The organism is Bacteroides sp. 4_1_36 (genome assembly GCF_003466325.1).
In the GTDB taxonomy this organism is placed as follows: domain Bacteria; phylum Bacteroidota; class Bacteroidia; order Bacteroidales; family Bacteroidaceae; genus Bacteroides; species Bacteroides uniformis.
In genome coordinates this window covers 131962-153034 of record NZ_QSOX01000008.1, presented here as the reverse complement: position 1 = coordinate 153034, position 21073 = coordinate 131962, and the positions used below count along the sequence as shown (strand labels likewise).

Sequence of the window (21073 nt, the reverse complement as noted above, 5' to 3'; positions counted from 1 at the left end):
AATGTGTATCTTTGCAGCCATGAACGAGAACATATTACCCATCCACTTCGCCCCGCTGCAAGGCTACACCGATGCCGTCTACCGGCGGGCGCATGCACGCATATTCGGCGGCATAGAGACCTATTACTCTCCTTTCGTACGCATGGAGCACGGAGAAATCCGGCGGAAAGATGCCCGTGACATTGAGCCGGACAACAACCCGGACCTGCACCTCATCCCCCAGCTCATTGCTCCGGATGCGGACAAGCTGGAGCACATAATGTCCCTTTTCATCGAAAAAGGATACCAGGAAGCGGACATCAATCTGGGTTGTCCTTTTCCGATGCTGGCCCGGCGCCACAATGGCTGCGGCATGCTGCCCTATCCCGAAGAAGTGAAGGCGCTGCTCTCCGAAGCCATCGACCGACATCCCGACATCCGTTTCTCCGTGAAGCTGCGTCTGGGCTGGGAGCAGGCAGAGGAGTGTCTTGCCCTGCTACCGCTGTTCAACGAACTCCCCCTCGCACACATCATCCTGCACCCGCGTCTGGGCAAGCAGCAATACAAAGGAGAGGTAGACCTGGAGGGATTTGAAGCTTTCTACAAAGAGTGCACCCACCCTCTGTTCTACAACGGAGACCTGCATACCGCGAATGATATCCGTTCTATCACCACACGGTTCCCCCGATTGGCAGGTATCGTCATCGGCCGCGGGCTACTCGCCAATCCTGCCCTGGCGCTGGAATACAAGCAAGGAACCCCGATTTCTTCCGATGAAATGGCGAAAAAAGTGGGACAACTACACACCGAGGTCTTCAACGCCTATCAAGAGCTACTGCAAGGCGGTGAGGCACAGCTATTAATGAAAATGAAAAGTTTCTGGGAGTACCTATTGCCGGACGGAGACCGCAAAGCGAGAAAGACCATTCATAAGACCAGCAAACTGGCAAACTATCAGTCAGCAGTAAGCAATCTGCTCGGAACATATTAAACAACCGTTTCCAGTATCTTTCTCTATAGGAGAGAAAGGCTAAGACTCCTATACCGAATACCCACAACACCCGGATGTATTCACCCAAAACATGGGGATGTATTACCCCAAAACATCCCCATGTTTTATAGCACAACACCCGGATGTTATGGGGTAAAACATCCGGGTGTTGTGGGTATTCAGTATCAATGTCTAACCTATACTCTCCCTACCTCTTTAGCTCTACCTCTAAGCTTGCAGCATCCCGGCAAGTAAAGCGCAGCACAGTCTGATTCTTGTCTGCCGACAACACCTTGCAATAGGGCGTCTCGGCAACCTTCCACTGTCCCTTCAAAGTAACGGTTACGGGAATCTCCTGACTCTCATTGTCAGTCCACGGGCGTGAATAGATACTGCGCTCAATACGTTTTCCGTCTTTATCGAAAGCCTCGTCACTCGGACCACGATACAAGGCCAAGTCGGGCTGGGAAACAGTCAGCAGAAGCTTGTCCTTATATTCGCGTATCATGACAAGGCACGATGTATCGGCTTTCTGCAACAATCCGCCGTCGGGCAGAGCTTGCGGAGTCTCAAACAAGACGTAAGAAGTAAGACCGTCTGCCGGAGAACGCACAATGTGGGCGTTGCGGTCTTGTTGGAGAATCTTGTAAGTGGGTTTCTTGGCGAATGCCTCCAAAGCGGCGGCATCCGTGTGGGGTAGCACGGCATATTCGTAGGAAGCGCCTTTCGGGGCTTTGCCATGCTGTAATGTCAAGGACACCCAGTCGCCGGAAGTGGGCTTGGTGCTACGCTCGCCCACGGTCACTTGCGGGAAGTTCTTCTCGTAGCGGGCATCAGGGCGGGAGGCTTTGGAAATGTAATAACCTACGCCGTTGGGATCTATATAAGTCTGCCCGTCACTCTGACAGGACTCCCAGTACCGGCGGGTTTCGGGAGTGGTGGCGGCAAGCTGGAACACGGTGGTTTCCGTTGGATATTCGGTATTTAGGTTTTCGATGTCCGTACCGAGGCATACAATGGTGCCGTCGAAGAAATGGAACGACTTGCGGGCACGGTGAGAACCGTTATACTTATCATGTTCATGCAGCACCATACCGAAGTTACCGTTCAGATGTGCTTGGGACAAACCGCCGGCAAAAGCTTCGTCGGAATAGAGCATCTCCTCCATGCCGGAGAAGGTATCGACATTCAATACCCGGGCACGCAGCTGGTCGAAAGGCAAATGAATGCTCGTGACACCCGGAATACGATTCCAGTCGAAACCGGCCTCCTGCCAGCCACTGGTGGCAAAAGTAACCATTTCATCGGTTTTTCCGGTAAGAATCTGCATGCTGCCATGTGCCAGATAACGGCCATAGAAATTGGCGGGGAGATAGTGCTCGGCAGCCCAGAGGTAACGGGAATGTCCGCGTACTACGGCAGCCCAGTTGCTGCGACGCTGTACGGATACACAACCGTAACCCAAAGCCAGATTGCCTTGCGGGTCGGGTTCCGGACGGAAGCCTTGGGCTTCAAGCAACTTCTTCATCTCCAATTCGTGGCGAGTGGAAGCCTTCGGCAGATAGTCGGGCGCATTCTTGTCCGGAGCTTCTGTATAGGCAACCAGGCGCAAATAGGCAGCGGCCATTTCGGGGTCATACTTCTGCTTGCCATCCGGCGTACCGGCAATGGCCATCGTGGCATATTGGATAGGTATCAGACTTCCTCCCCCGTTGGGATGGCGTCCGGACATGGAGAGAGACCATTGCTTCAGGTTGCAATAGAAACGCATGGTGAGAAGCACTTTCTTCACCGTCTCGTGTGCCTGCTCGGACAGGCGGAACTCGGTACCACTCAGCAAGTAAATCATATTAGTGGCACCGTCCAGACCGCCCACTGCATAAGCAGGATAATTGTTGCAATGATGGAAGCAGGCACCGTCCGGCTTGAAAGAACCGGCCAATCCCGGCGCAGGAAGACAGCCTTTGTCCAGCCAACGGGAGAAGGAACGCAGGTATTGCAGTTTCTCCGGTGTATCCTCCATAATCAGAATGCTGGCTATGCGGCCTTGCAACTTGGTGTTGAACGTATCTATATCAATACCGTTGACGGCAGGTTCGGGATATACCTCATTGGTGATGGCATACCAGTTGAGCGTACGTACCGCCTCTTCCAGCTTACCTACCTCACGCAACACGTCCTTCATCAAGAAATAAGCCACAAACAGACCGCGCATACTATATCCGTAATGGTGGATATTCCCCCAGCAACTGCCGTAGGCAATACCCTGGTCGGTGGCGTTATCGTACATGGCGATGAATTTCTGCTTCAACTCGTGTTTCAGCGCCGCATCTTCCGCATTGTTGTAGGCGATGGCGACGCGTTTCATCAGGTTGAAATAGTCGCTTATCTCTATCCCCAGTCTGGAGAACATATCTTTGTCCCAATCGGGTACCATACGTTCGTATGCCTCGGAGTGACGTACGAAATAGATAGGACGTCCTGCTACCTTGCCGTTCTTGTAGGTAATCCGATAAAAATCATACTTCTCACGGATGGACTGCATCTCCTTGTCCGAAAGCGCGGAAGGTGTGTAGAGCATGCCGCGGAAACGCTTCTCCATAATCCGTATATCCTGCTTCTGCGCCTCGGTCACGTCTGTCAGAGGGATGTCCGGTTTCCACAAGGAGTGTTCGTAGATAACCAGCCAGTGGTTGGTGGTTCCCTTATTTACAAACGGTACCTGCAAGTCGGCAGTCTGCTGGCGGGCATCCACCTTGCTGGCAGTAATCAGATGGTCGAAAAAGAGTTTCCCCTTCACGTCGGGGGCTACAATTCGGATTTCGTCCATCCCTTCTTCCGGGGTACCTTGCATATCGCGTTCATAACATACCCATGCTCCGCGCCAACCGGTAAAGTTGATGCCAAAAGGAAAAGAGGTGCATACCTTGCCATCCTTCAGGAACTCAAACAGAATCTGCTTGTCCTGGGCCTGCTCATTGTACACCCATACGATGAAAGCCGAAAGATAGGTGTCTTTCCCCGTCGGGTCTTTCTTCTCAAACTTCAAGTCTTTTTTGATAGACAGTGCGGCACCCGGCTCGAAAGTCCAGCTCAAACTGTGGTCGCCGTCCCTATAATGTTCGTCGCTAATGCCCAACTGCGAACCGGCTGCCGTAGTGACAAACGCCGGAACCTGCTTCTCCTCAAAAGAAAGCAAGCGCTCATTCTTCACGATTTGTGCATGTACACTGCCCGGCAGCAACATGCAAACGAGCGCTACCGCTCCTATTTTCCATTTACTGAATTGCATCATGTCTGTTTATTTAAGGTTATCGATATTTGCTACTTGGAAATCTGCAAAACGTACGTGGTTCTGCCACAACCGTAAGGCGAAATAGCCGTCTCCTTTGCCATCGGCAACCGGTAAGCTGAAAAGCTCTTCACCATCCATGGCATAAGTGGTGGCTCCATTCTCCACACGGATTTTAACTTCATACCAATGGTTGGGCTTCAAAAGGTGGGCGGCATCGGTATACTCTTTCAAGATGGGTTTAATCTTTGCATCGTCCACTCCATAATACTCTCCATGGTATTCACGGAAACGCGTAGTTCCATTATCATTACCGCCGTAGCCCACATAGTAAAGGTCCAGCGTATTGTAATTCTTGAACTCGCCGTTGCGCCATGCACTGCGGGCAAAGAAGTCATCCGGATGCCGGGGGTCATCGGCCCCCCAAAAACAATTCAAGTCACTGAGACGGTCGTAGCTACCATTCTCAACCACCACTTGTACCCGGTAGGTAATCTCATAGTTTCCCGTCAACCGTTCCTTATACCAAAGGGACAGCCCGTCCGGAGATACAATATCCATCGTATCGCCGATACATGTAATTTCCACTTTTCCGGAAGAATCCTCCACGACCCAGGCGGTAAGCCGGCAGGAAGCGCCCATCTCCATACCGGGGAGGACACATAAGAGAAGTTGCATCAAAAGAAGTTGTAACCGCATATTTCAATGTATTAGTACGGTACAAAGAAACCCCTCTTTTTGGAAAAAGAGGGGCATAAATCGTACAGAAGAAGGATAAAATAATGATTGAGGCGGATTTCTGCCCCCACTTCATCAAGGATGAAGTTCTTCGAAAGCCTTGTTTTCCTCTTGTACCGCCTGAATAGTTTCTTCCAGTTCATTGATAGGGAGATCGAAGTTGTACCAGTCGTTATAGCAGTCGGTGACATACCACTTGCCATCCGTCAGTTCAAAGACCACACGAAGGGAAGGTTCTGATTCATCATAGCCTGCTTCGAACTCTTTATGGGCAGGCTCATTGACAGTGAAGTGAGAAATATAGGTACCTCCCTCCTCTTCGGTAGTACGTCCTTCCTTCAGCGTTTCTTCGTCTAGCAATGCCCACTTCTCGCGGGTGAAGGGAAAAGTCTGTTCCGTCTCACCGTCATCCTTCAAGAGGGCGATGGGAGACTTCAAAGGAAACTTGATTCGGGAATACTGGAATGAAGCACTGGACGTGAATTTCTGGAGAAATGTCTTGAAATCCTCCTCTTCGGCAGCCAGACCATTGAGAGTCGTCAGCATGAGTGCCGCAAACAGACAAAAAACAAAGCGGATAGCCTTCATATACTCGGATTATTTTTCAATGCGCAAAGATAATATAAAAGTAATAAAATGCTAAGGCTATGGGGCGATAATTATTATCATCTATGTTTCAGATACTCGTAACCAAACCGGCAACGCAAGTAGTCTTTCTTGTCACAATATTCCTTTTGAAGTTGAAGCAGAGCCTGCGAATCGGCAGCGGTAGATACCGGCAAACCGGCACCATCCCAAAGTCGGGTTACGTGATTGTTTTCGGCCTTCAAGGATTCAAGGAAACGGGTGGCACGGTCACACAAAACGTCATCGGCCTTGTGCAGGCCATAAGCATAAAGAAACGGGATGACCGTATTGATGGCAATCAGATTCAAGGCACCGTCCCCTACCCGCTTTTCCCTCCGGGGTGAAACCTTTCTGAAATTGAAGTGCTCCTCCCAATACGCGGAAGTCTTGGCAGCCAGTATCTTCTTCACCGCCTCCAGCGTTTCAGCCTCCATAACACGCGAGAAGAGCGACTGCTCCTTGTGATACAGACAGGCAAGCTGGGCGAGGCGTACATGTGGAAAGTTATCGGGACGAAGACGCAGAAACCGCCACTGCTCAACAGACATGGGAGCTGGCAGCTCGAACTTGTGTTGCAGGTAGCGGAACTCTTTCTGAAGTATCAAATAATAATCATCTGCCTCTGCCGAGACCTCCTCCAGCAGGCCTGCCTGCCCCAGGAAGAAAGCCTCCACTTGAAACAGACTGTCCCGATGTTTGTCTACGGCGCGGAATGGAAGGCGGTTTGCCCATGCCTCGAAAGCATCCCCATTCAGCCCGAAGCCGAAGTTACGAGCAAGAGTAATGAAGAAAACATCTTCCCAATGATGATTGCAGCGTTCGAGCCGCTGGGATATGACGCATGCTTTCTGCTCAAAACGCTCTACCTGCAAAGCGGACAGCCAGGAATGGACGGTCAGCTTTGGGAGGGAGGCAAGGATGGAATAGCAGGGAGGATAAATCTCTGTCTGCCGAAGCTCTTCATAGCGCAAGCGGACAGTGTCGGGGCAAGTGAGCACCATCTGGGGAACCAGCTCACCGTTCGTGCGGTACACATCACAATTCGATTCGCCCACCACGTGCAGGATGACGGTATCATACGCCTTGTCACGGTCGTGCCTATGGAGCAGCCAGTCTGATGCCTGCGTATGCACTTCGACGTTGCCCACCCAGAGCGTACCGTCTATTTTCAGTTTGGCATTAAAAAAATCGGGGCCTGCATTCATGTTCGGCAAACCGGGATCTATCACTTCTACCGGCCGGCCGGAGGTTGTCTGGAGCAATGACAAAGGAAATATTTTGTGCTTCCAAACATAATGCAGTAGTTGTTCCATGTTAACAAGACGTTAATGTTGAGCACAAATGTAAGAAAAAGATTATCTTTGCGACCTATAGTTTGTTGATAAACTAAATAAAAACAGATAGAAACAATGAAAATCGCATTAATCGGCTACGGAAAAATGGGCAAGGAAATCGAGAAAATAGCCCTTGGCCGCGGACACGAAATTGTAAGCATCATCGATGTCGACAATCAGGAAGACTTTGAATCGGCAGCCTTCAAGAGCGCCGACGTTGCCATAGAGTTCACCAACCCCATGGTTGCATACAATAACTATATGAAGGCATTCCGCGCCGGGGTCAAACTGGTATCCGGCAGTACGGGATGGATGGCAGAACATGGAGACGAAGTAAAGAGACTTTGTACCGAAGGCGGCAAGACACTGTTCTGGTCTTCCAACTTCAGCTTGGGAGTAAGCATCTTCTCTGCCGTCAACAAGTACCTCGCAAAGATAATGAACCAATTCCCTGCCTATGATGTGACAATGAGCGAAACGCACCACATCCACAAGATGGACGCTCCGAGCGGAACGGCCATCACGCTTGCCGAAGGTATTCTGGAGAATCTCGACCGTAAGGACAAATGGGTAGAAGGGACTTTCCAAGCTCCCGACGGAACCGTTTCGGGCTCTACGGAATGTGCAGCCAATGAGCTATCCATAAGTTCTATCCGCGAAGGAGAAGTACCGGGCATCCACAGCATCCGCTACGACTCCGAAGCCGACAGTATCACTATCACCCACGATGCCAAGAATCGCAGGGGATTTGCCTTGGGAGCTGTCCTTGCTGCCGAATATACCGCCAAGCACGAAGGTGCTTTGGGAATGAGTGACTTGTTTCCATTTTTAAAAGACTAAAACATCATGAGAAAAGCAACACGCACCCAATGGATTAAATTCAGTATAGTCACCCTGCTCTACCTTGCCTTTCTGGTTTGGGTAAAAAGCTGGCTGGGACTGATTGTACTACCCTTCATTTTTGACATCTACATCAGTAAGAAGATACCCTGGGGATTCTGGAAGAAATCGGAGAATCCTGCCGTACGCAGCATCATGAGTTGGGTGGATGCCATCGTATTTGCGCTGGTAGCCGTCTACTTCGTAAATATCTATGTGTTCCAGAATTATCAGATACCGTCTTCCTCATTGGAGAAATCCTTGTTGGTAGGCGATTTCCTTTACGTCAGCAAGATGAGTTATGGTCCGCGCGTACCGAATACGCCGCTTTCCATGCCGCTGGCACAACATACACTACCGGTATTCAACACCAAATCGTACATCGAATGGCCCCAATGGGAATACAAGCGTGTACCAGGCTTCGGCAAAGTGAAACTGAATGACATTGTGGTGTTCAACTTCCCGGCAGGCGACACGGTAGCCACCAATTTCCAGCAGACAGACTTCTATACCCTTGCTTACGAAGAAGGAAAACGCGTGTATCCCAACAAGGTGAATATGGACAGCCTGACACGCAAGCAGCAACGTACTGTCTACGACCTGTACTACAATGCCGGACGTAATCTTATCCGTTCCAATCCGAGAATGTACGGTGACATTGTCATACGCCCCGTTGACCGTCGTGAAAACTATGTAAAACGTTGCGTAGGCCTGCCCGGCGATACGTTGCAAATCAAGAAAGGACAGGTATACATCGACGGTAAAGCCATCGAGAACCCTACAGAAATGCAGTTCAACTACTTTGTACAGACTACAGGTCCTTATATCACCGATGATATGTTCCGTGAACTGGGCATCAGCAAAGAAGACCAGACACTGATGACCGACGGTCTGGGCTGGGAAGAGAATCTGATTGAAATGGGATTGGACCGCCGGGATGCCCAAGGCAGGCTGGCACCGGTCTATCATCTTCCGCTCACCAAAAAGATGTACGAGACCCTTTCGGGCAACAAGAAACTCATCAGTAATATTATCATTGAACCGGGAGAATTCTCGGGACAGATGTATCCGCTGAACCTTTACACTAAATGGGACCGCAACAACTACGGCCCGATATGGATTCCTGCCAAAGGCGCCACCATCAAGCTGACCGAGGACAACCTGCCTATCTACGAACGCTGCATCGTTGCCTATGAAGGCAACAAACTGGAAGTCAAGGAAGACGGCATCTACATCAATGGTGAAAAGACCGACTCTTATACCTTCAATATGGACTACTACTGGATGATGGGCGACAACCGCGACAAGTCCGCCGACTCCCGATACTGGGGTTTTGTGCCGGAAGACCATGTCGTAGGAAAGCCTATCGTAGTATGGTTGTCACTGGACAAAGACCGGGGCTGGTTTGACGGTAAGATACGCTGGAACCGGATATTCAAGTGGGTGGACGGCATTAAATGAAAAAAGGGTGTAAGATAGCAATCACAATAGTTGGAGTGGCACTCGTCGTGGTGCTGCTTCGGGGTTGTGTGGCAACTTCCTATCTTATCCCCTCTTCCGGCATGGAAAATTCACTGTACCAAAGTGAGCGTATTCTTGTAAACAAGTGGAGCTACGGTCTGCGGCTTCCTTTCATGAAGTTATGGGGGTATCATCGCTGGGCGGACAGTCCGGTGCAGAAAGAGGATATTCTTGTATTCAACAATCCTGCCAATCTTTCAGAACCCGTGATTGACCGACGGGAAGTCTTCATCAGCCGTTGCATCGGTATTCCCGGAGATACCTTGCTGATAGATTCGCTTTTTTCAGTGATTCCTTCCGAAAAGAATGCGCCCGACCAGAAGTTTCTTTATTCTTACCCCAGACAACGGGAACGACAGTTGGATTCATTGCTTTCCATACTTTCCATCGCTCCCAACAAACTATTGGGGCAGGACTCAACAAAGAATATACGCAGTTTCAGCCGTTATGAACACTACTTGCTGGAACAAGCCATGAACGGGAACTGCTGGATAGAACCTATTGTCAAGGAAGATTCTATGGAGATACTGAAACCTCTGATAATCCCCAGCAAAGGCAAAGCCGTGCGCGTATATCCGTGGAACAAGACTTTGTTGCGAAATACCCTGGTACTTCACGAAAAGAAACAAGCCGAAATCAAAAACGACACCCTTTATGTGGAAGGCAAACCCGTGCAACACTGCCATTTTACCAAAGACTACTACTGGGTAGGTGCCAACAATGCCATCAATCTTTCGGACTCCCGTCTTTTCGGTTTCGTCCCCAAAGACCACATCATAGGCAAGGCATCTATCATCTGGTTCTCCAAAGAAAAGGGAACAGGACCTTTCAGCGGTTACCGATGGGGCAGGATATGGAAAAGAGTGGAATGACAAACAAATGAAAGAATAAAAATGAAAATACAAACAATGCACAGTAGCTTCAATCGTAAATCGCAAATCATCTAATCGTAAATATACTGATGAAAACAGTTTTTCTTTCTTCCGCCTATTTGGCTCCCATAGAATATTATACCAAATTGCTGGCATACGATAAAGTATTCATCGAACAGCATGACCACTATATGAAGCAGACTTACCGGAACCGTTGTACCATTGCCGTACCGGACGGTGAACTGGCCCTTTCCATCCCCACCGTCAAACCGAATACCCTAAAATGCCCGATGCGCGATATACGCATTTCAGACCACGGGAACTGGAGGCATCTGCACTGGAATGCCATAGAATCTGCCTACAACCACACTCCTTTCTTTGAATATTATAAAGACGACTTCCGCCCTTTCTATGAAAAGAAGTATGAGTTTTTAGTCGATTTCAACGAAGAACTTTGCCATCTTATCTGTTCTCTGATAGACATACAGCCCGATATGGCACGCACCACCGAATACCGGACTGAATTCACTCCGAATGAAGCGGATTTCCGCGAACGCATTCATCCGAAAAAGGATTTTTCTCTGGAAGATACAGAATTCTCACCACAACCTTATTATCAAGTGTTTCAAGAGAGACTCGGGTTTCTGCCCAACTTGAGCATCATAGACCTGCTGTTCAATATGGGACCGGAGAGCTTATTGGTATTACAGAAGTCCATCGCTCTAAAATAAAAGACATGAAACCGAAAACAACAATACAATGGACGCTTGCATTCCTGCTTCTGGCATCTTGTATGCAAGCACAATCCATTTGGAACACAGCACACCTCGCAAATGTAAAACACTCTATTCACGAGCCTTTCTATGCCACAACTTACGAGATATTGAAAGCGGAAGCGGACAGGTTATTGGACGCCCAGCCCCTTTCTGTCATGATGAAAGAAAAAACACCTGCCAGCGGTGACAAGCATGACTATATGAGCCAAGCCCGATACTATTGGCCCGACCCGACAAAGCCAAACGGCCTGCCTTACATCAACCGCGACGGCGTATCCAATCCTGAACTGAACAAACTAGACCGTAATCGGTTGGGAACAACAGCCGGCCGCATCACTACCCTGGCTCTGGTCTGGTACTTCAGCGGAGAAGAGCAGTATGCCCGGAAAGCCACAGAACTTATCCGCGTATGGTTTCTGAACAAAGACACCCGAATGAACCCCAACCTGGAATATGCACAAATGATGCCGGGACACAATAACGACAAAGGTCGCTGCTATGGGCTGATAGACACCTACTCCTTCATAGAAATGCTGGATGCTGTGGCACTGCTAGAACAGTCAAAAGCATTTACTACCCAGGACAGCAAACAACTGAAGAAATGGTTTTCCAAACTGACCGACTGGATGCTCGCCAGTCCGCAAGGTAAGGAAGAAGCAGCCAGTGCCAACAACCACAGCGTAGCCTACGATGCCCAAATCATAGCTTTCGCCCTCTATACCGGTAACAAGAAACTGGCGCAGGAAATCATCAATGACTTCCCCCAAAAACGTATCTTCCCCCAGATAGCTCCTGACGGACGACAACCGCACGAACTGCAACGTACCCTTGCCTTCCACTACTCACAGTACAACCTGACCCACTTTATTGACATCATGCTGATGGCAAAAAATCTTGGAATCAAGCTGGATGACATCACCTCTACCGATGGACGTAACTTCTACAAAGCCATGGATTTCCTGGCTTCCTACGTCGGAAAGGGCCTCAGTGAATGGCCCTACCAGCAGATAAGCGGCTGGGAAAGCTCGATACAGAATTTCTGCAAAGACCTCTACCGTACTGCCGTCTACCTGAATCCTGCACGCAAAGACTACCTGAATCTTTATTATGCCCACCGTATCCTAAAACCGCATGACAACTTCAATCTACTGTATATACAAGCCACGGCATTGGACAACCCGATAAGGAAATAGCACTTTCTTCCGGACAACAAATGCATCTTTTTTGTATGATTGTTAGTCAGTGCAACGGATTATTCCGTATTTTTGCAACGCTAATCAAATAAAACACAACGTAATTTTTAAATGAACGAATCATGAAAAACTTATTTGACATTAAAGACAAAGTAGTGGTCATAACCGGCGGAACAGGAGTATTGGGGAAAGCCATCGCCTTTCATCTGGCAGAAGAAGGTGCAAAGGTCGTCATTTTGGGACGCAAGGCAGAAATAGGGGACGCCATTGCCGGAGAAATCAAGGCAAACGGTGGAGAAGCCATGTTCCTGACAACCGACGTGATGAACCGTGAACTGCTGGAACAGAACTTGGCTGACATCCTGAAAGCCTATGGCCGCATAGATGCCCTGCTGAATGCAGCCGGCGGAAATATGCCGGGCGCCACCATCGCGCCCACGGGCACTTTCTTCGATTTGAAGATAGAAGAGTTCCAACGGGTGCTTGAATTAAACCTGACCGGTACCGTACTGCCTACACAAGTCTTCCTCAAACCGATGGTGGAGCAGAAGGCAGGTGCTATTGTCAACTTCTCCAGCATGGCTGCTTTCCGCCCCATGACGCGTGTAGCCGGATATGCTGCCGCAAAAGCCGGTATCTCCAATTTCACAGCCTTCATGGCTACGGAAGTTGCCAAGAAGTTTGGTGAAGGTATTCGTGTAAATGCCATCGCACCCGGATTTTTCCTCACAGAGCAGAACCGTGCCCTGCTGACGAACCCGGATGGAAGCTACACGGAACGTGGGCAAGATGTGATTCGCCAAACTCCCTTCGGACGTATGGGCCGTGCAGAAGAGCTTTGCGGAACCATCCAATACCTCATCAGCGATGCTTCCAGCTTTGTCACCGGTACGGTGGCTGTAGTGGACGGAGGGTTCAACGCATTCGCGATGTAAATAGTAAATTGCAAATCATCAAACAATAAATAACATGATTCTTTGTGAACAAACCTGGCGCTGGTACGGTCCCAACGACCCGGTAAGCCTTTGGGACATCAAACAAGCCGGGGCTACCGGCATTGTAAACGCCTTGCATCATATTCCAAACGGGGAAATATGGACAGTAGAGGAAATCAAGAAACGGAAAGAAATGATTGAAGCCGTCGGTCTGCGCTGGTCTGTAGTAGAAAGTGTACCCGTACACGAACATATCAAGACCCAAACCGGAGACTTCCAGAAGTATATCGACAACTATAAAGAGAGCTTGCGTAACCTGGGCAAATGCGGCATTCACATTGTCACCTACAACTTTATGCCCGTACTGGACTGGACACGTACCGACCTCGCCTACGAACTACCCGACGGCAGTCGTGCCCTCCGCTTTGAACGTGCCGCTTTCATCGCCTTCGACCTCTTCCTGCTACGTCGTCCCGGTGCAGAAGGCGAATACACCGATGAAGAAAAGGCCAAAGCCCGTGCCCGCTTCGAACAGATGACAGAGGCAGACAAACAACTGCTTGTACGCAACATGATTGCCGGACTTCCCGGCTCAGAAGAAAGCTTCACCCTGGAACAGTTCCAACAGGAACTGGACCGCTACAAGGGCATCACTCCGGAACGCCTGCGTGCCAACCTGATCTATTTCCTGCAAGAAATCACTCCGGTAGCCGACGAAGCAGGTGTCATGCTCGTTATCCATCCGGACGACCCACCGTGCTCCATCCTCGGCCTGCCACGCATCATGAGCTGTGCTGCCGATTTCCAGGCACTGATTGACGCTGTTCCCAACAAGAGCAACGGTCTTTGCCTCTGCACCGGTTCGCTCGGTGTAAGCAGCGCCAACGATTGTGCAGTCATCATGCAGCAATTTGCCGACCGCATCAACTTTGTCCATCTGCGCAGTACACAACGCGACGCCGAAGGCAATTTCTACGAAGCCAACCACCTGGAAGGAGACGTGGACATGTATCACGTGATGAAAGCCTTCCTTGAACTGCAACAACGCCGTGGTGTCTCTATCCCGATGCGACCCGACCACGGACACCAGATGGTAGACGACTTGAAGAAGAAAACCAATCCCGGCTATTCCTGTATCGGCCGTCTGCGCGGACTGGCAGAGCTTCGTGGACTGGAAATGGGTATAGCCAAATCGCTGTACGAATAAGGCACAAGATATAGCAAGCATAAGGAAAGAACAGGAAGCCCTCCGTCCGAAACTTCAAAGTTTCGGACGGAGGGCTTCCCTTTATAAGTTTTCTGCCATCAGCCGCCTCTTCTTAAGGCACTGTCTGCCGACATTTATTTACCTTCTTTTGCAGCAAGCACTTTCCATACAACGGCACTCAGCGCAGCACCCACAAACGGAGCTACAATGAACAGCCACAACTGAGAGAGAGCCTCGCCACCCTGGAACAGTGCCGGACCGATGCTACGGGCAGGATTGACAGAAGTTCCCGTAACAGGAATACAAACAATGTGCACTAATACCAACGTAAGACCAATGGCCAATCCTGCAAGATTACCCGCCCCCTTCTCGGAATCCGTAGAACCTAAGACAACCAGCACAAAGATAAACGTGAACACAGCCTCTGCAATGAATGCCTGCAACATCATTCCGTCAGCAAACCCATTGGAACCGGTAGCCGTAGGACCACCATGAGCGCCCGTAGACACCAATGCATAAAGAATGGCAGAACCGATAACCGCCCCGATAACCTGAAACACCATATACATGGCTGCATCTTTCCCGCTCATCCTGCCGGACAACAGAACGCCCAGGGTAATGGCAGGATTAATATGACAGCCCGAGATTCCTCCGATAGCGTATGCCATCGCCACAACGGACAAGCCGAAAGCAAAAGCCACTCCCAGCGTTCCGACACCTGCACTAACCGCCCCCGCCGCACTTCCGGCAAAGACAGCACTACCACATCCCATCAGGACAAGAACCATTGTCCCGATCATTTCTGTAAAAATAAATATAAAAGATGAAAATCTGCCCAAACACAGCGGTAAAAACTCACCCATTACTACAAAACATCACTGCTTTAACTCTAACATCCAGCATATCTGCATCTTCCTTAGCCAACCCGAAGAAACTCAGAAATATAAGAAAACATATTGGCTTGTAAAGAGTACAAAGAAAGGGTGCAACCTCACGGCCACACCCTCCATCTACACTATCTTTGATAATAACCTAAAAGGAAACTTTATTTTCCTACATCATTTCAATTCAAAAGGAACCGTTCCCTTCACATCGGCTGCCGAAGCTGCTATGACAGCCTCGAACTTGCCCGGCTCGGCCACCCAAGCGTGCTGGGTGTCATCGAAGAAGCTAAGAGCCTCCTTATCAATGGTAAATGTGACTTCCTTTGTTTCGCCCGGAGCCAGTTTCACCTTTTGGAAACCTTTCAGTTCCTTGACGGGACGAGGCAGAGAGGACTTCTTGTCACTGATGTACAGTTGGACAACTTCCTGCCCTTCGCGCGCTCCGGTATTCTTTACAGAAACCTTCACGGTCAGCGTACCGTCGGCCTGCATGGTCTTGCTGTCGGCCGTCGGCTTGCCATATTCGAAAGTGGTATAGCTCAAACCGTGGCCGAAGGGGAACAACGGTTTCACCTTCTTCTGCTTATCGGCCCAACGGTAGCCCACGAAGATGCTTTCATTATACTTGATGTCGATGATGTCCTTGCTCCGTTTGCCGGTATATTCGCCCAAGCTGTGGGCCGGGCAGTCCTCCAGCTTCACGGGGAAGGTGAACGGAAGCTTGCCGCTGGGATTGACATCACCCATGAGGATGGCGGCAAGGGAACTGCCGGCTTCGGAACCCAGATACCAGTCCTGCACGATGGCAGGCACCTCGTTCACCCACGGCATGGCAATGGCGTTGCCGGAGATGTTGACGACAATCAGATTCTTGTTCGCCTCGGCCAGTGCGGAGATAACGGCATCCTGACCGTAGGACAAGCCCAGACCCTTACGGTCGGAGTCCTCGCAGTCCTGGCCGTTGCTCTTGTTCAAGCCGCCGATGAAGATGACATAATCGGCATCCCGGGCCTCTTTCACGGCTTCAGCTATCAGCTCTTCGGGAGTACGGTCATCCTTCAGATTCTGTCCGGTCACCACCCCGTTGTATTCACCGCTTGCATCGCCCACGTAGCCACGGGCATAGACCACCTCGGCCTTGCCGGCCACACGCTGCTTGATGCCGTCCAACGGAGAGAGTTCGCGCTGTACCTTCAGGGAAGAACTACCACCGCCTACGGTCATCATCTTGATGGCATTCTCGCCCACTACAAGAATCTTTTTAGCCCGGTTCAGGTCTATCGGGAGCACATTGCCCTTGTTCTGCAACAGTACGATGCCCTCCTCACCGATGCGGCGGGCAGCCTCGTAATGTTCCGGAGAGAGCATGCTTCCCCACGGACGGTCGGGGTTCATCACCGTACGGAAGATAAGGCGCAGAATGCGGCGTACCTTGTCGTCCAGTTCCGTGGTACCTACCTTACCTTCGCGGATGAGGTTCAGATAGGGATTTGCCAGATAATAGTTATCGTATGCGTTGCTGGCACCGTTCGAGAGCCCGTTGGTCCAACTGCCGAATTCCATATCCAGCCCGTTGGTGATGGCTTGCCGGGTATCGTGCGTGCCGCCCCAGTCGGAAATGACTACGCCGTCGAATCCCCATTCGCCCTTCAATATATCGTTCAATGTGTATTGGTTGTGACAAAGATGTTGGCCTTTGTATAGGTTGTAGGCACCCATGATGCTCCACGCTCCGCCTTCCTGCACGGCCATCTTGAAAGCAGGCAGATAGATTTCATAAAGAGCACGGTCGTCCACGATGACGTTGGTGGTGTGGCGGTTCACTTCGTGGTTGTTCAAGGCGAAGTGTTTCACGCAGGCGGCCACGCCGTTCTGCTGCACGCCCCGGATATAGGGCGACACCATCTTTCCGGCCAGATAAGGGTCCTCACCCATATACTCGAAGTTGCGTCCGTTGAGCGGTGTGCGGTAGATATTGACACCGGGGCCCAGCAGGACGGACTTGTTGCGGTAGCGCGCCTCTTCACCGATGCTCTGTCCGTAAAGGAGAGACATTTCGGGGTTCCAGGTTGCCGCCAGACAGGTCAGGGCAGGGAAAGCCACGCAGGAGTCGTTGGTGCATCCGGCTTGTTCCCACTCGTCCCACAACACATCGGGACGTATGCCGTGGGGGCCGTCGTCCGTCCATACATCGGGAATGCCCAGACGGGGCACACCCGCACTGCTGAACTTGCTTTGCGCATGAGTCAACTTCACTTTCTCTTCCAGGGTCAGACGGCTCAAGGCGTCTTCCACTCTTTCTTCAATAGGTTTGCTTGCGTCCAGATAGACGGGCTTCTGCTGCGCCAGAAGAGGCAGCGCGACAGCGGCCAGAACCAAACCGAATAATACTTTTTTCATTGTTGTATAATTAAGTTGTTATATAAGTAAGCAATCATAATCAGTCCGTACCATTGATAATCCCCAACATACAAGGGAATATGACTTAGCCCTACCTACATAGGAACTGAAGTCCTTACACCCGTATAGTGAGTACCCATAACATCCGGATGTTGTTGTCCAAAACATCCCCATGTTTTACCCCAAAACACCCGGATGTTTTATCCCAATACATCCCCATGTTTTACCCTAAAACATCCGGATGTTTTGGATACTCAGTCCTATGGTGTGTACAGCTCAGTCCCTACCTCTTTCATGCTAAGTCCCGGCATCTCATCCTCTGGGACTTGATACGTACTGTTTGCAGCGAGGCAGCACCCGCTACTTCATTCCCAATGACCGGATATAACCCTCCTGAACCACACAATTCTTCAGTTTGCATGCCTCGATAAAGTCCATCATCGCCTTGCGGGACATGGCCTGCGCGGGACGTGCCTCACGGATTTCCTTGTACGTGGCACGCGGTGCTTCGGAGAAATACACGATGTTTGCCCAGTTCTCCGGCGGAGTGATGCCGACGAAAGAAGAACCGTCCATCTTCTTGTAGGGCCAGAAGGTATAGCCGATGTTGTTCTCGCGCATCGTCTGGCAGAAAGCGGCCTGCCATTCGTCCGTATTGTGGCCTATCTCACCCATGTACATGGGCAGGTTCACACTGTCGCGGAAGTTGATAATCGTCTGGATGGCAGCTTGGGTAGGTTCGCCTCCGTAACGGTGGCAAGTGTACATTATCTTGTCGTCGAACTTGGAGTCCTTGAAAGGCTTGAAATTACCGTTCCATTGCGCACCGCCCAGCAGGATGATGTGGTTGCTGTCCACCTCGCGGATGGCGGCTACACCTTTCTTATATACATCTTCCAGCTTGCCGTTGAGTTCCTCCATGTTCTCGAAGTAAGGGGCAATGGGCTCGTTGAAGAGTTCGTAACCGAGGATGACCGGTTCGTTCTTGTAGCGGTCGGCTATCCGGCGCCAGATGTCACAGTAGAGTTGCTGGCTGACTTCGCTGTCGAACAGCCAGGGATAGCCGTAGCTGTCGTCGATATTGTCGCCCGTCTGTCCGCCGGGAGCGTCGTGCATGTCGAGGATGAGGTACAAGTCCGATTCGCGGCACCACTCTACCAGGCTGTCCACGCGGGCAAAGCCGTCTTGGTCGGCAGTCAGCCCCATATAGTCCTCGTCGGTAAACAGCTTGTAGTGGAAAGGCAGGCGGATGGTGTTGGCACCCTGCTCCTTGATGAAGCGGATGTCCTCGCGCGTTACATAATTGTCCTTGAATGCTTTCCAGAAGTCGGCCGTAAAGTCCGGTCCCACCAACTGGCAGAACATCTCATTGATGAAACGGCCGGAATTGGTCTTGTTGAACTTGAACATGTATCCTTCCGGATTCAGCCAGTTGCCCAGGTTGGTACCCATGATGAAGAGTTTGGTACCGTCGGGCTTTATCAAGTCCTGACCCTGAATGGTTACGAATGCATCCGAAGTTACTTCTTTTGTCGCTTGTTTCTCACCGCATCCCGCAAGGCCCAAAGAGAGCAGGGCGATGGTAATGCTTGTCGCTAATAAATGTTTCATGGCAATAATTTTGGTTATAGTATTAGTTGCGATATTCGCTTTTGCTTCCCCAAAGTTAGGAAAGATAAGAACACCTCGTACCGGCGAATCGGGAATAGGTGGAAGGAGTGAAGAAGCATGAACAAACAAACAACTAATAATCAGAAATATAATCAGAAGAAGAGAAAGGCAGAAAGTGGATTCAAAAAGCCAGTTTGACGTATTGTCAGCGTATCTGCATCAGCCGTATTTCAAAGTCCTCGCGCGAAATGCGGGCCTTGTTCTTCACTTTGGCACGGTAATTATAGATGGTGTTTACGGAATAACGGAGGAATTCTGCAATCTGCGAACTGTCGTCGATACCCAGACGAATCAAGGCGAAAATGCGGAGTTCCGTATTCAGCAACTCGCCTTTACGGAGCACGATGCGTTCTTCGGGCTGCAGCAAGTCATTGAATTTATCGACAAAATCGGGGAAAAGGTGCAAGAAGGCAGTATCAAAGTTATCATAGAGTTCCTTCAGTCCGGTGTCCAGCACCTCGCGGGAACGCACCATCTTCAGCAGCTCTTCCATCTGCCCGGCAGAGATTTTCTTGTTGACCATCCGCCGGTAGGTATCCAGCCGGTTGATATAAACGGAGCAGAGATTCATGAAACGGCCCACATACTCCTCCTTGATGTTGTTTGAGAGTTGCAGTTGCTCGTTGGCATGCTCCAGCTTGTTCCGTGCGGCAGAGAGTCGCTGCATCTGCCGGTAGATAAAGCCCACTGCCACCACCAACAGCACAATCAAAGCGCTGATGAGCCAGAGGTACAGCCGGAGCCGGTCATTCTGCTTCTCACGCATGGCCTGATAAGTGAGGTCTATCAGTGAAAGGATGCCGGCAGTCTGGAGGCTGCGGCTACGGGCGTTGTATCGGTTGGTTTCGTCCCACGAGAAACGGATGTAACGGTAGGCATGCTCCATATCCCCTTCCTCATAAAGAAGTTCCGCCAGGTTCCAGAGTGAGGCATGGTCTGTGATGCTCAGGCGAATATCGGTCAGTGCAGACAAAGCCAGATAGCGCTTCTCCTCCTCCCGGTTCCCGAGCCGGCGGTAGAGCAATGAGCGCTGATAGGTCACCAGCGCATATTCGGGAGTATTGGGCTTGGCATGTGCCAGACGCGTATCATTGATGCTCAAGGCTTCGTCCGGATGGCCTGCAGCGGCCTCCCGCGTCTCTCTTCGTTCCAGATAGAGGGGGGATGAAGGCAGAAGTACCTGCATCAAAGAATCGTCATAATGGGTAGCCAAAGCCTGATAATGCTTCTTGAAAGAATCGTCCAGCGTATAGAAACTCAGTTCTGTGTAAAGTTTATGACAGGCATTGTAATAATCCGGCATCAGATGGGTGGGAAGGGAGGCTTTGTCCGTCTGCCTCAAGAGTTCGGCGGCTTCCTCGTACATGCCTGCCGAAGCCATCAGGTGGGCAAGCTCCAGCCTTGTTTCGAGTGCTGCATTCCGTTGGCCATAGCGTTCTGCCCAATCCAGATTGACACGAAGATAATGGATGGCAGAGTCGCAGATATATGCCTTGTACTCCTTATAAATTTCTCCATTCCATCGAAAAAAAGAGAGATTGGCGGTGTCGGCATCCAGCAATTGGCGCTTCAGCCGGGCAATGCGCCCTTCACGCACGGCGACATAGTGCCGATGCGCCTCAATAGCCTCATCCAAAGAAGCCGTCAGTGCAGTGAAAGACGACGTGCCGGCAGCCAAAGCCACACTTTGCCATACCACGACGGCAAGAAAACAAAAAATGAACAATCTCCTTTCCATGACCATAAAGTTCATGCAAATATAGCAAGAAATCCT

At 50.5% G+C, this 21073-nt stretch carries 15 protein-coding genes and 1 pseudogene; 8 read left to right on the top strand and 8 right to left on the bottom strand.

The features are described 5' to 3' along the window. Nucleotide 1 precedes the first annotated feature (1 nt). The gene (locus DXD65_RS09980) at nt 2-970 is read left to right on the top strand and encodes a tRNA-dihydrouridine synthase family protein (RefSeq protein ID WP_005826046.1); all 969 of its coding nucleotides are present in this window, start codon (nt 2-4) and stop codon (nt 968-970) included. 208 nt (nt 971-1178) lie between these two features. Here the strand turns inward: DXD65_RS09980 and DXD65_RS09975 are convergent, their stop codons facing one another. The 4 genes from DXD65_RS09975 to DXD65_RS09960 all read right to left on the bottom strand — a co-directional run bounded on the left by DXD65_RS09975 (nt 1179) and on the right by DXD65_RS09960 (nt 6940). Then, a complete protein-coding gene (locus DXD65_RS09975) occupies nt 1179-4265 on the bottom strand; it encodes a chondroitinase family polysaccharide lyase (RefSeq protein ID WP_005826047.1) in 3087 nt (1028 codons plus the stop codon). A gap of 6 nt (nt 4266-4271) precedes the next feature. Continuing rightward, nucleotides 4272-4961: a DUF6250 domain-containing protein gene (locus DXD65_RS09970; RefSeq protein ID WP_005826049.1), complete on the bottom strand. Its 690-nt coding sequence runs from the start codon at nt 4959-4961 to the stop codon at nt 4272-4274. Between the two features lie 114 nt (nt 4962-5075). Further along, the gene (locus DXD65_RS09965; RefSeq protein ID WP_005826053.1) at nt 5076-5588 is read right to left on the bottom strand and encodes a hypothetical protein; all 513 of its coding nucleotides are present in this window, start codon (nt 5586-5588) and stop codon (nt 5076-5078) included. Between the two features lie 77 nt (nt 5589-5665). Continuing rightward, nucleotides 5666-6940: a DUF2851 family protein gene (locus DXD65_RS09960; protein ID WP_117887603.1), complete on the bottom strand. Its 1275-nt coding sequence runs from the start codon at nt 6938-6940 to the stop codon at nt 5666-5668. 96 nt (nt 6941-7036) lie between these two features. On the opposite strand from DXD65_RS09960, the gene dapB reads away from it, so the two are divergent. The 7 genes and pseudogenes from dapB to uxuA all read left to right on the top strand — a co-directional run bounded on the left by dapB (nt 7037) and on the right by uxuA (nt 14344). Next, nucleotides 7037-7801 carry a 4-hydroxy-tetrahydrodipicolinate reductase gene (gene dapB / locus DXD65_RS09955; RefSeq protein ID WP_005826055.1) on the top strand — a complete coding sequence of 255 codons (765 nt, stop codon included), beginning with the start codon at nt 7037-7039 and terminating at the stop codon, nt 7799-7801. A 6-nt stretch (nt 7802-7807) separates the two neighbouring features. Continuing rightward, nucleotides 7808-9301: a signal peptidase I gene (gene lepB, locus DXD65_RS09950; protein ID WP_005826057.1), complete on the top strand. Its 1494-nt coding sequence runs from the start codon at nt 7808-7810 to the stop codon at nt 9299-9301. Beyond that, a complete protein-coding gene (gene lepB, locus DXD65_RS09945) occupies nt 9298-10233 on the top strand; it encodes a signal peptidase I (RefSeq protein ID WP_005826058.1) in 936 nt (311 codons plus the stop codon). The genes lepB (DXD65_RS09950) and lepB (DXD65_RS09945) overlap by 4 nt, the downstream gene beginning before the upstream one ends. An 89-nt stretch (nt 10234-10322) precedes the next feature. Then, nucleotides 10323-10964 carry a WbqC family protein gene (locus DXD65_RS09940; protein ID WP_117887602.1) on the top strand — a complete coding sequence of 214 codons (642 nt, stop codon included), beginning with the start codon at nt 10323-10325 and terminating at the stop codon, nt 10962-10964. A gap of 5 nt (nt 10965-10969) precedes the next feature. Next, a pseudogene (locus DXD65_RS09935) lies at nt 10970-12187 on the top strand (alginate lyase family protein); the annotation flags it as partial. A gap of 137 nt (nt 12188-12324) precedes the next feature. Further along, nucleotides 12325-13137, top strand: a complete 813-nt coding sequence (locus DXD65_RS09930; protein WP_057097399.1) for an SDR family oxidoreductase — start codon at nt 12325-12327, stop codon at nt 13135-13137. A gap of 34 nt (nt 13138-13171) precedes the next feature. Then, nucleotides 13172-14344, top strand: coding sequence for a mannonate dehydratase (gene uxuA, locus DXD65_RS09925; RefSeq protein ID WP_005826068.1), 1173 nt, complete (start codon nt 13172-13174; stop codon nt 14342-14344). Between the two features lie 134 nt (nt 14345-14478). Here the strand turns inward: uxuA and DXD65_RS09920 are convergent, their stop codons facing one another. The 4 genes from DXD65_RS09920 to DXD65_RS09905 all read right to left on the bottom strand — a co-directional run bounded on the left by DXD65_RS09920 (nt 14479) and on the right by DXD65_RS09905 (nt 21037). Beyond that, a complete protein-coding gene (locus DXD65_RS09920; RefSeq protein WP_085931073.1) occupies nt 14479-15144 on the bottom strand; it encodes an MIP family channel protein in 666 nt (221 codons plus the stop codon). A gap of 258 nt (nt 15145-15402) precedes the next feature. After that, nucleotides 15403-17628, bottom strand: coding sequence for a glycoside hydrolase family 3 C-terminal domain-containing protein (locus DXD65_RS09915; RefSeq protein ID WP_008662112.1), 2226 nt, complete (start codon nt 17626-17628; stop codon nt 15403-15405). A 360-nt stretch (nt 17629-17988) separates the two neighbouring features. Further along, entirely contained in the window at nt 17989-19239 is a 1251-nt protein-coding gene (locus tag DXD65_RS09910; protein ID WP_008662113.1) for a glycoside hydrolase family 5 protein, read from the bottom strand. Nucleotides 19240-19444: 205 nt separating this feature from the next. Beyond that, a complete protein-coding gene (locus DXD65_RS09905; protein WP_034523271.1) occupies nt 19445-21037 on the bottom strand; it encodes a DUF6377 domain-containing protein in 1593 nt (530 codons plus the stop codon). Nucleotides 21038-21073: the final 36 nt, after the last annotated feature.

What these genes read in the sequence shown, in the direction of transcription:
- DXD65_RS09980 (WP_005826046.1), top strand. Translation starts at nt 2, where the DNA reads ATGTGTATCTTTGCAGCCATGAACGAGAACATATTACCCATCCACTTC.
- DXD65_RS09975 (WP_005826047.1), bottom strand. Translation starts at nt 4,265, where the DNA reads ATGATGCAATTCAGTAAATGGAAAATAGGAGCGGTAGCGCTCGTTTGC.
- DXD65_RS09970 (WP_005826049.1), bottom strand. Translation starts at nt 4,961, where the DNA reads ATGCGGTTACAACTTCTTTTGATGCAACTTCTCTTATGTGTCCTCCCC.
- DXD65_RS09965 (WP_005826053.1), bottom strand. Translation starts at nt 5,588, where the DNA reads ATGAAGGCTATCCGCTTTGTTTTTTGTCTGTTTGCGGCACTCATGCTG.
- DXD65_RS09960 (WP_117887603.1), bottom strand. Translation starts at nt 6,940, where the DNA reads ATGGAACAACTACTGCATTATGTTTGGAAGCACAAAATATTTCCTTTG.
- dapB (WP_005826055.1), top strand. Translation starts at nt 7,037, where the DNA reads ATGAAAATCGCATTAATCGGCTACGGAAAAATGGGCAAGGAAATCGAG.
- lepB (WP_005826057.1), top strand. Translation starts at nt 7,808, where the DNA reads ATGAGAAAAGCAACACGCACCCAATGGATTAAATTCAGTATAGTCACC.
- lepB (WP_005826058.1), top strand. Translation starts at nt 9,298, where the DNA reads ATGAAAAAAGGGTGTAAGATAGCAATCACAATAGTTGGAGTGGCACTC.
- DXD65_RS09940 (WP_117887602.1), top strand. Translation starts at nt 10,323, where the DNA reads ATGAAAACAGTTTTTCTTTCTTCCGCCTATTTGGCTCCCATAGAATAT.
- DXD65_RS09930 (WP_057097399.1), top strand. Translation starts at nt 12,325, where the DNA reads ATGAAAAACTTATTTGACATTAAAGACAAAGTAGTGGTCATAACCGGC.
- uxuA (WP_005826068.1), top strand. Translation starts at nt 13,172, where the DNA reads ATGATTCTTTGTGAACAAACCTGGCGCTGGTACGGTCCCAACGACCCG.
- DXD65_RS09920 (WP_085931073.1), bottom strand. Translation starts at nt 15,144, where the DNA reads ATGATCGGGACAATGGTTCTTGTCCTGATGGGATGTGGTAGTGCTGTC.
- DXD65_RS09915 (WP_008662112.1), bottom strand. Translation starts at nt 17,628, where the DNA reads ATGAAAAAAGTATTATTCGGTTTGGTTCTGGCCGCTGTCGCGCTGCCT.
- DXD65_RS09910 (WP_008662113.1), bottom strand. Translation starts at nt 19,239, where the DNA reads ATGAAACATTTATTAGCGACAAGCATTACCATCGCCCTGCTCTCTTTG.
- DXD65_RS09905 (WP_034523271.1), bottom strand. Translation starts at nt 21,037, where the DNA reads ATGGAAAGGAGATTGTTCATTTTTTGTTTTCTTGCCGTCGTGGTATGG.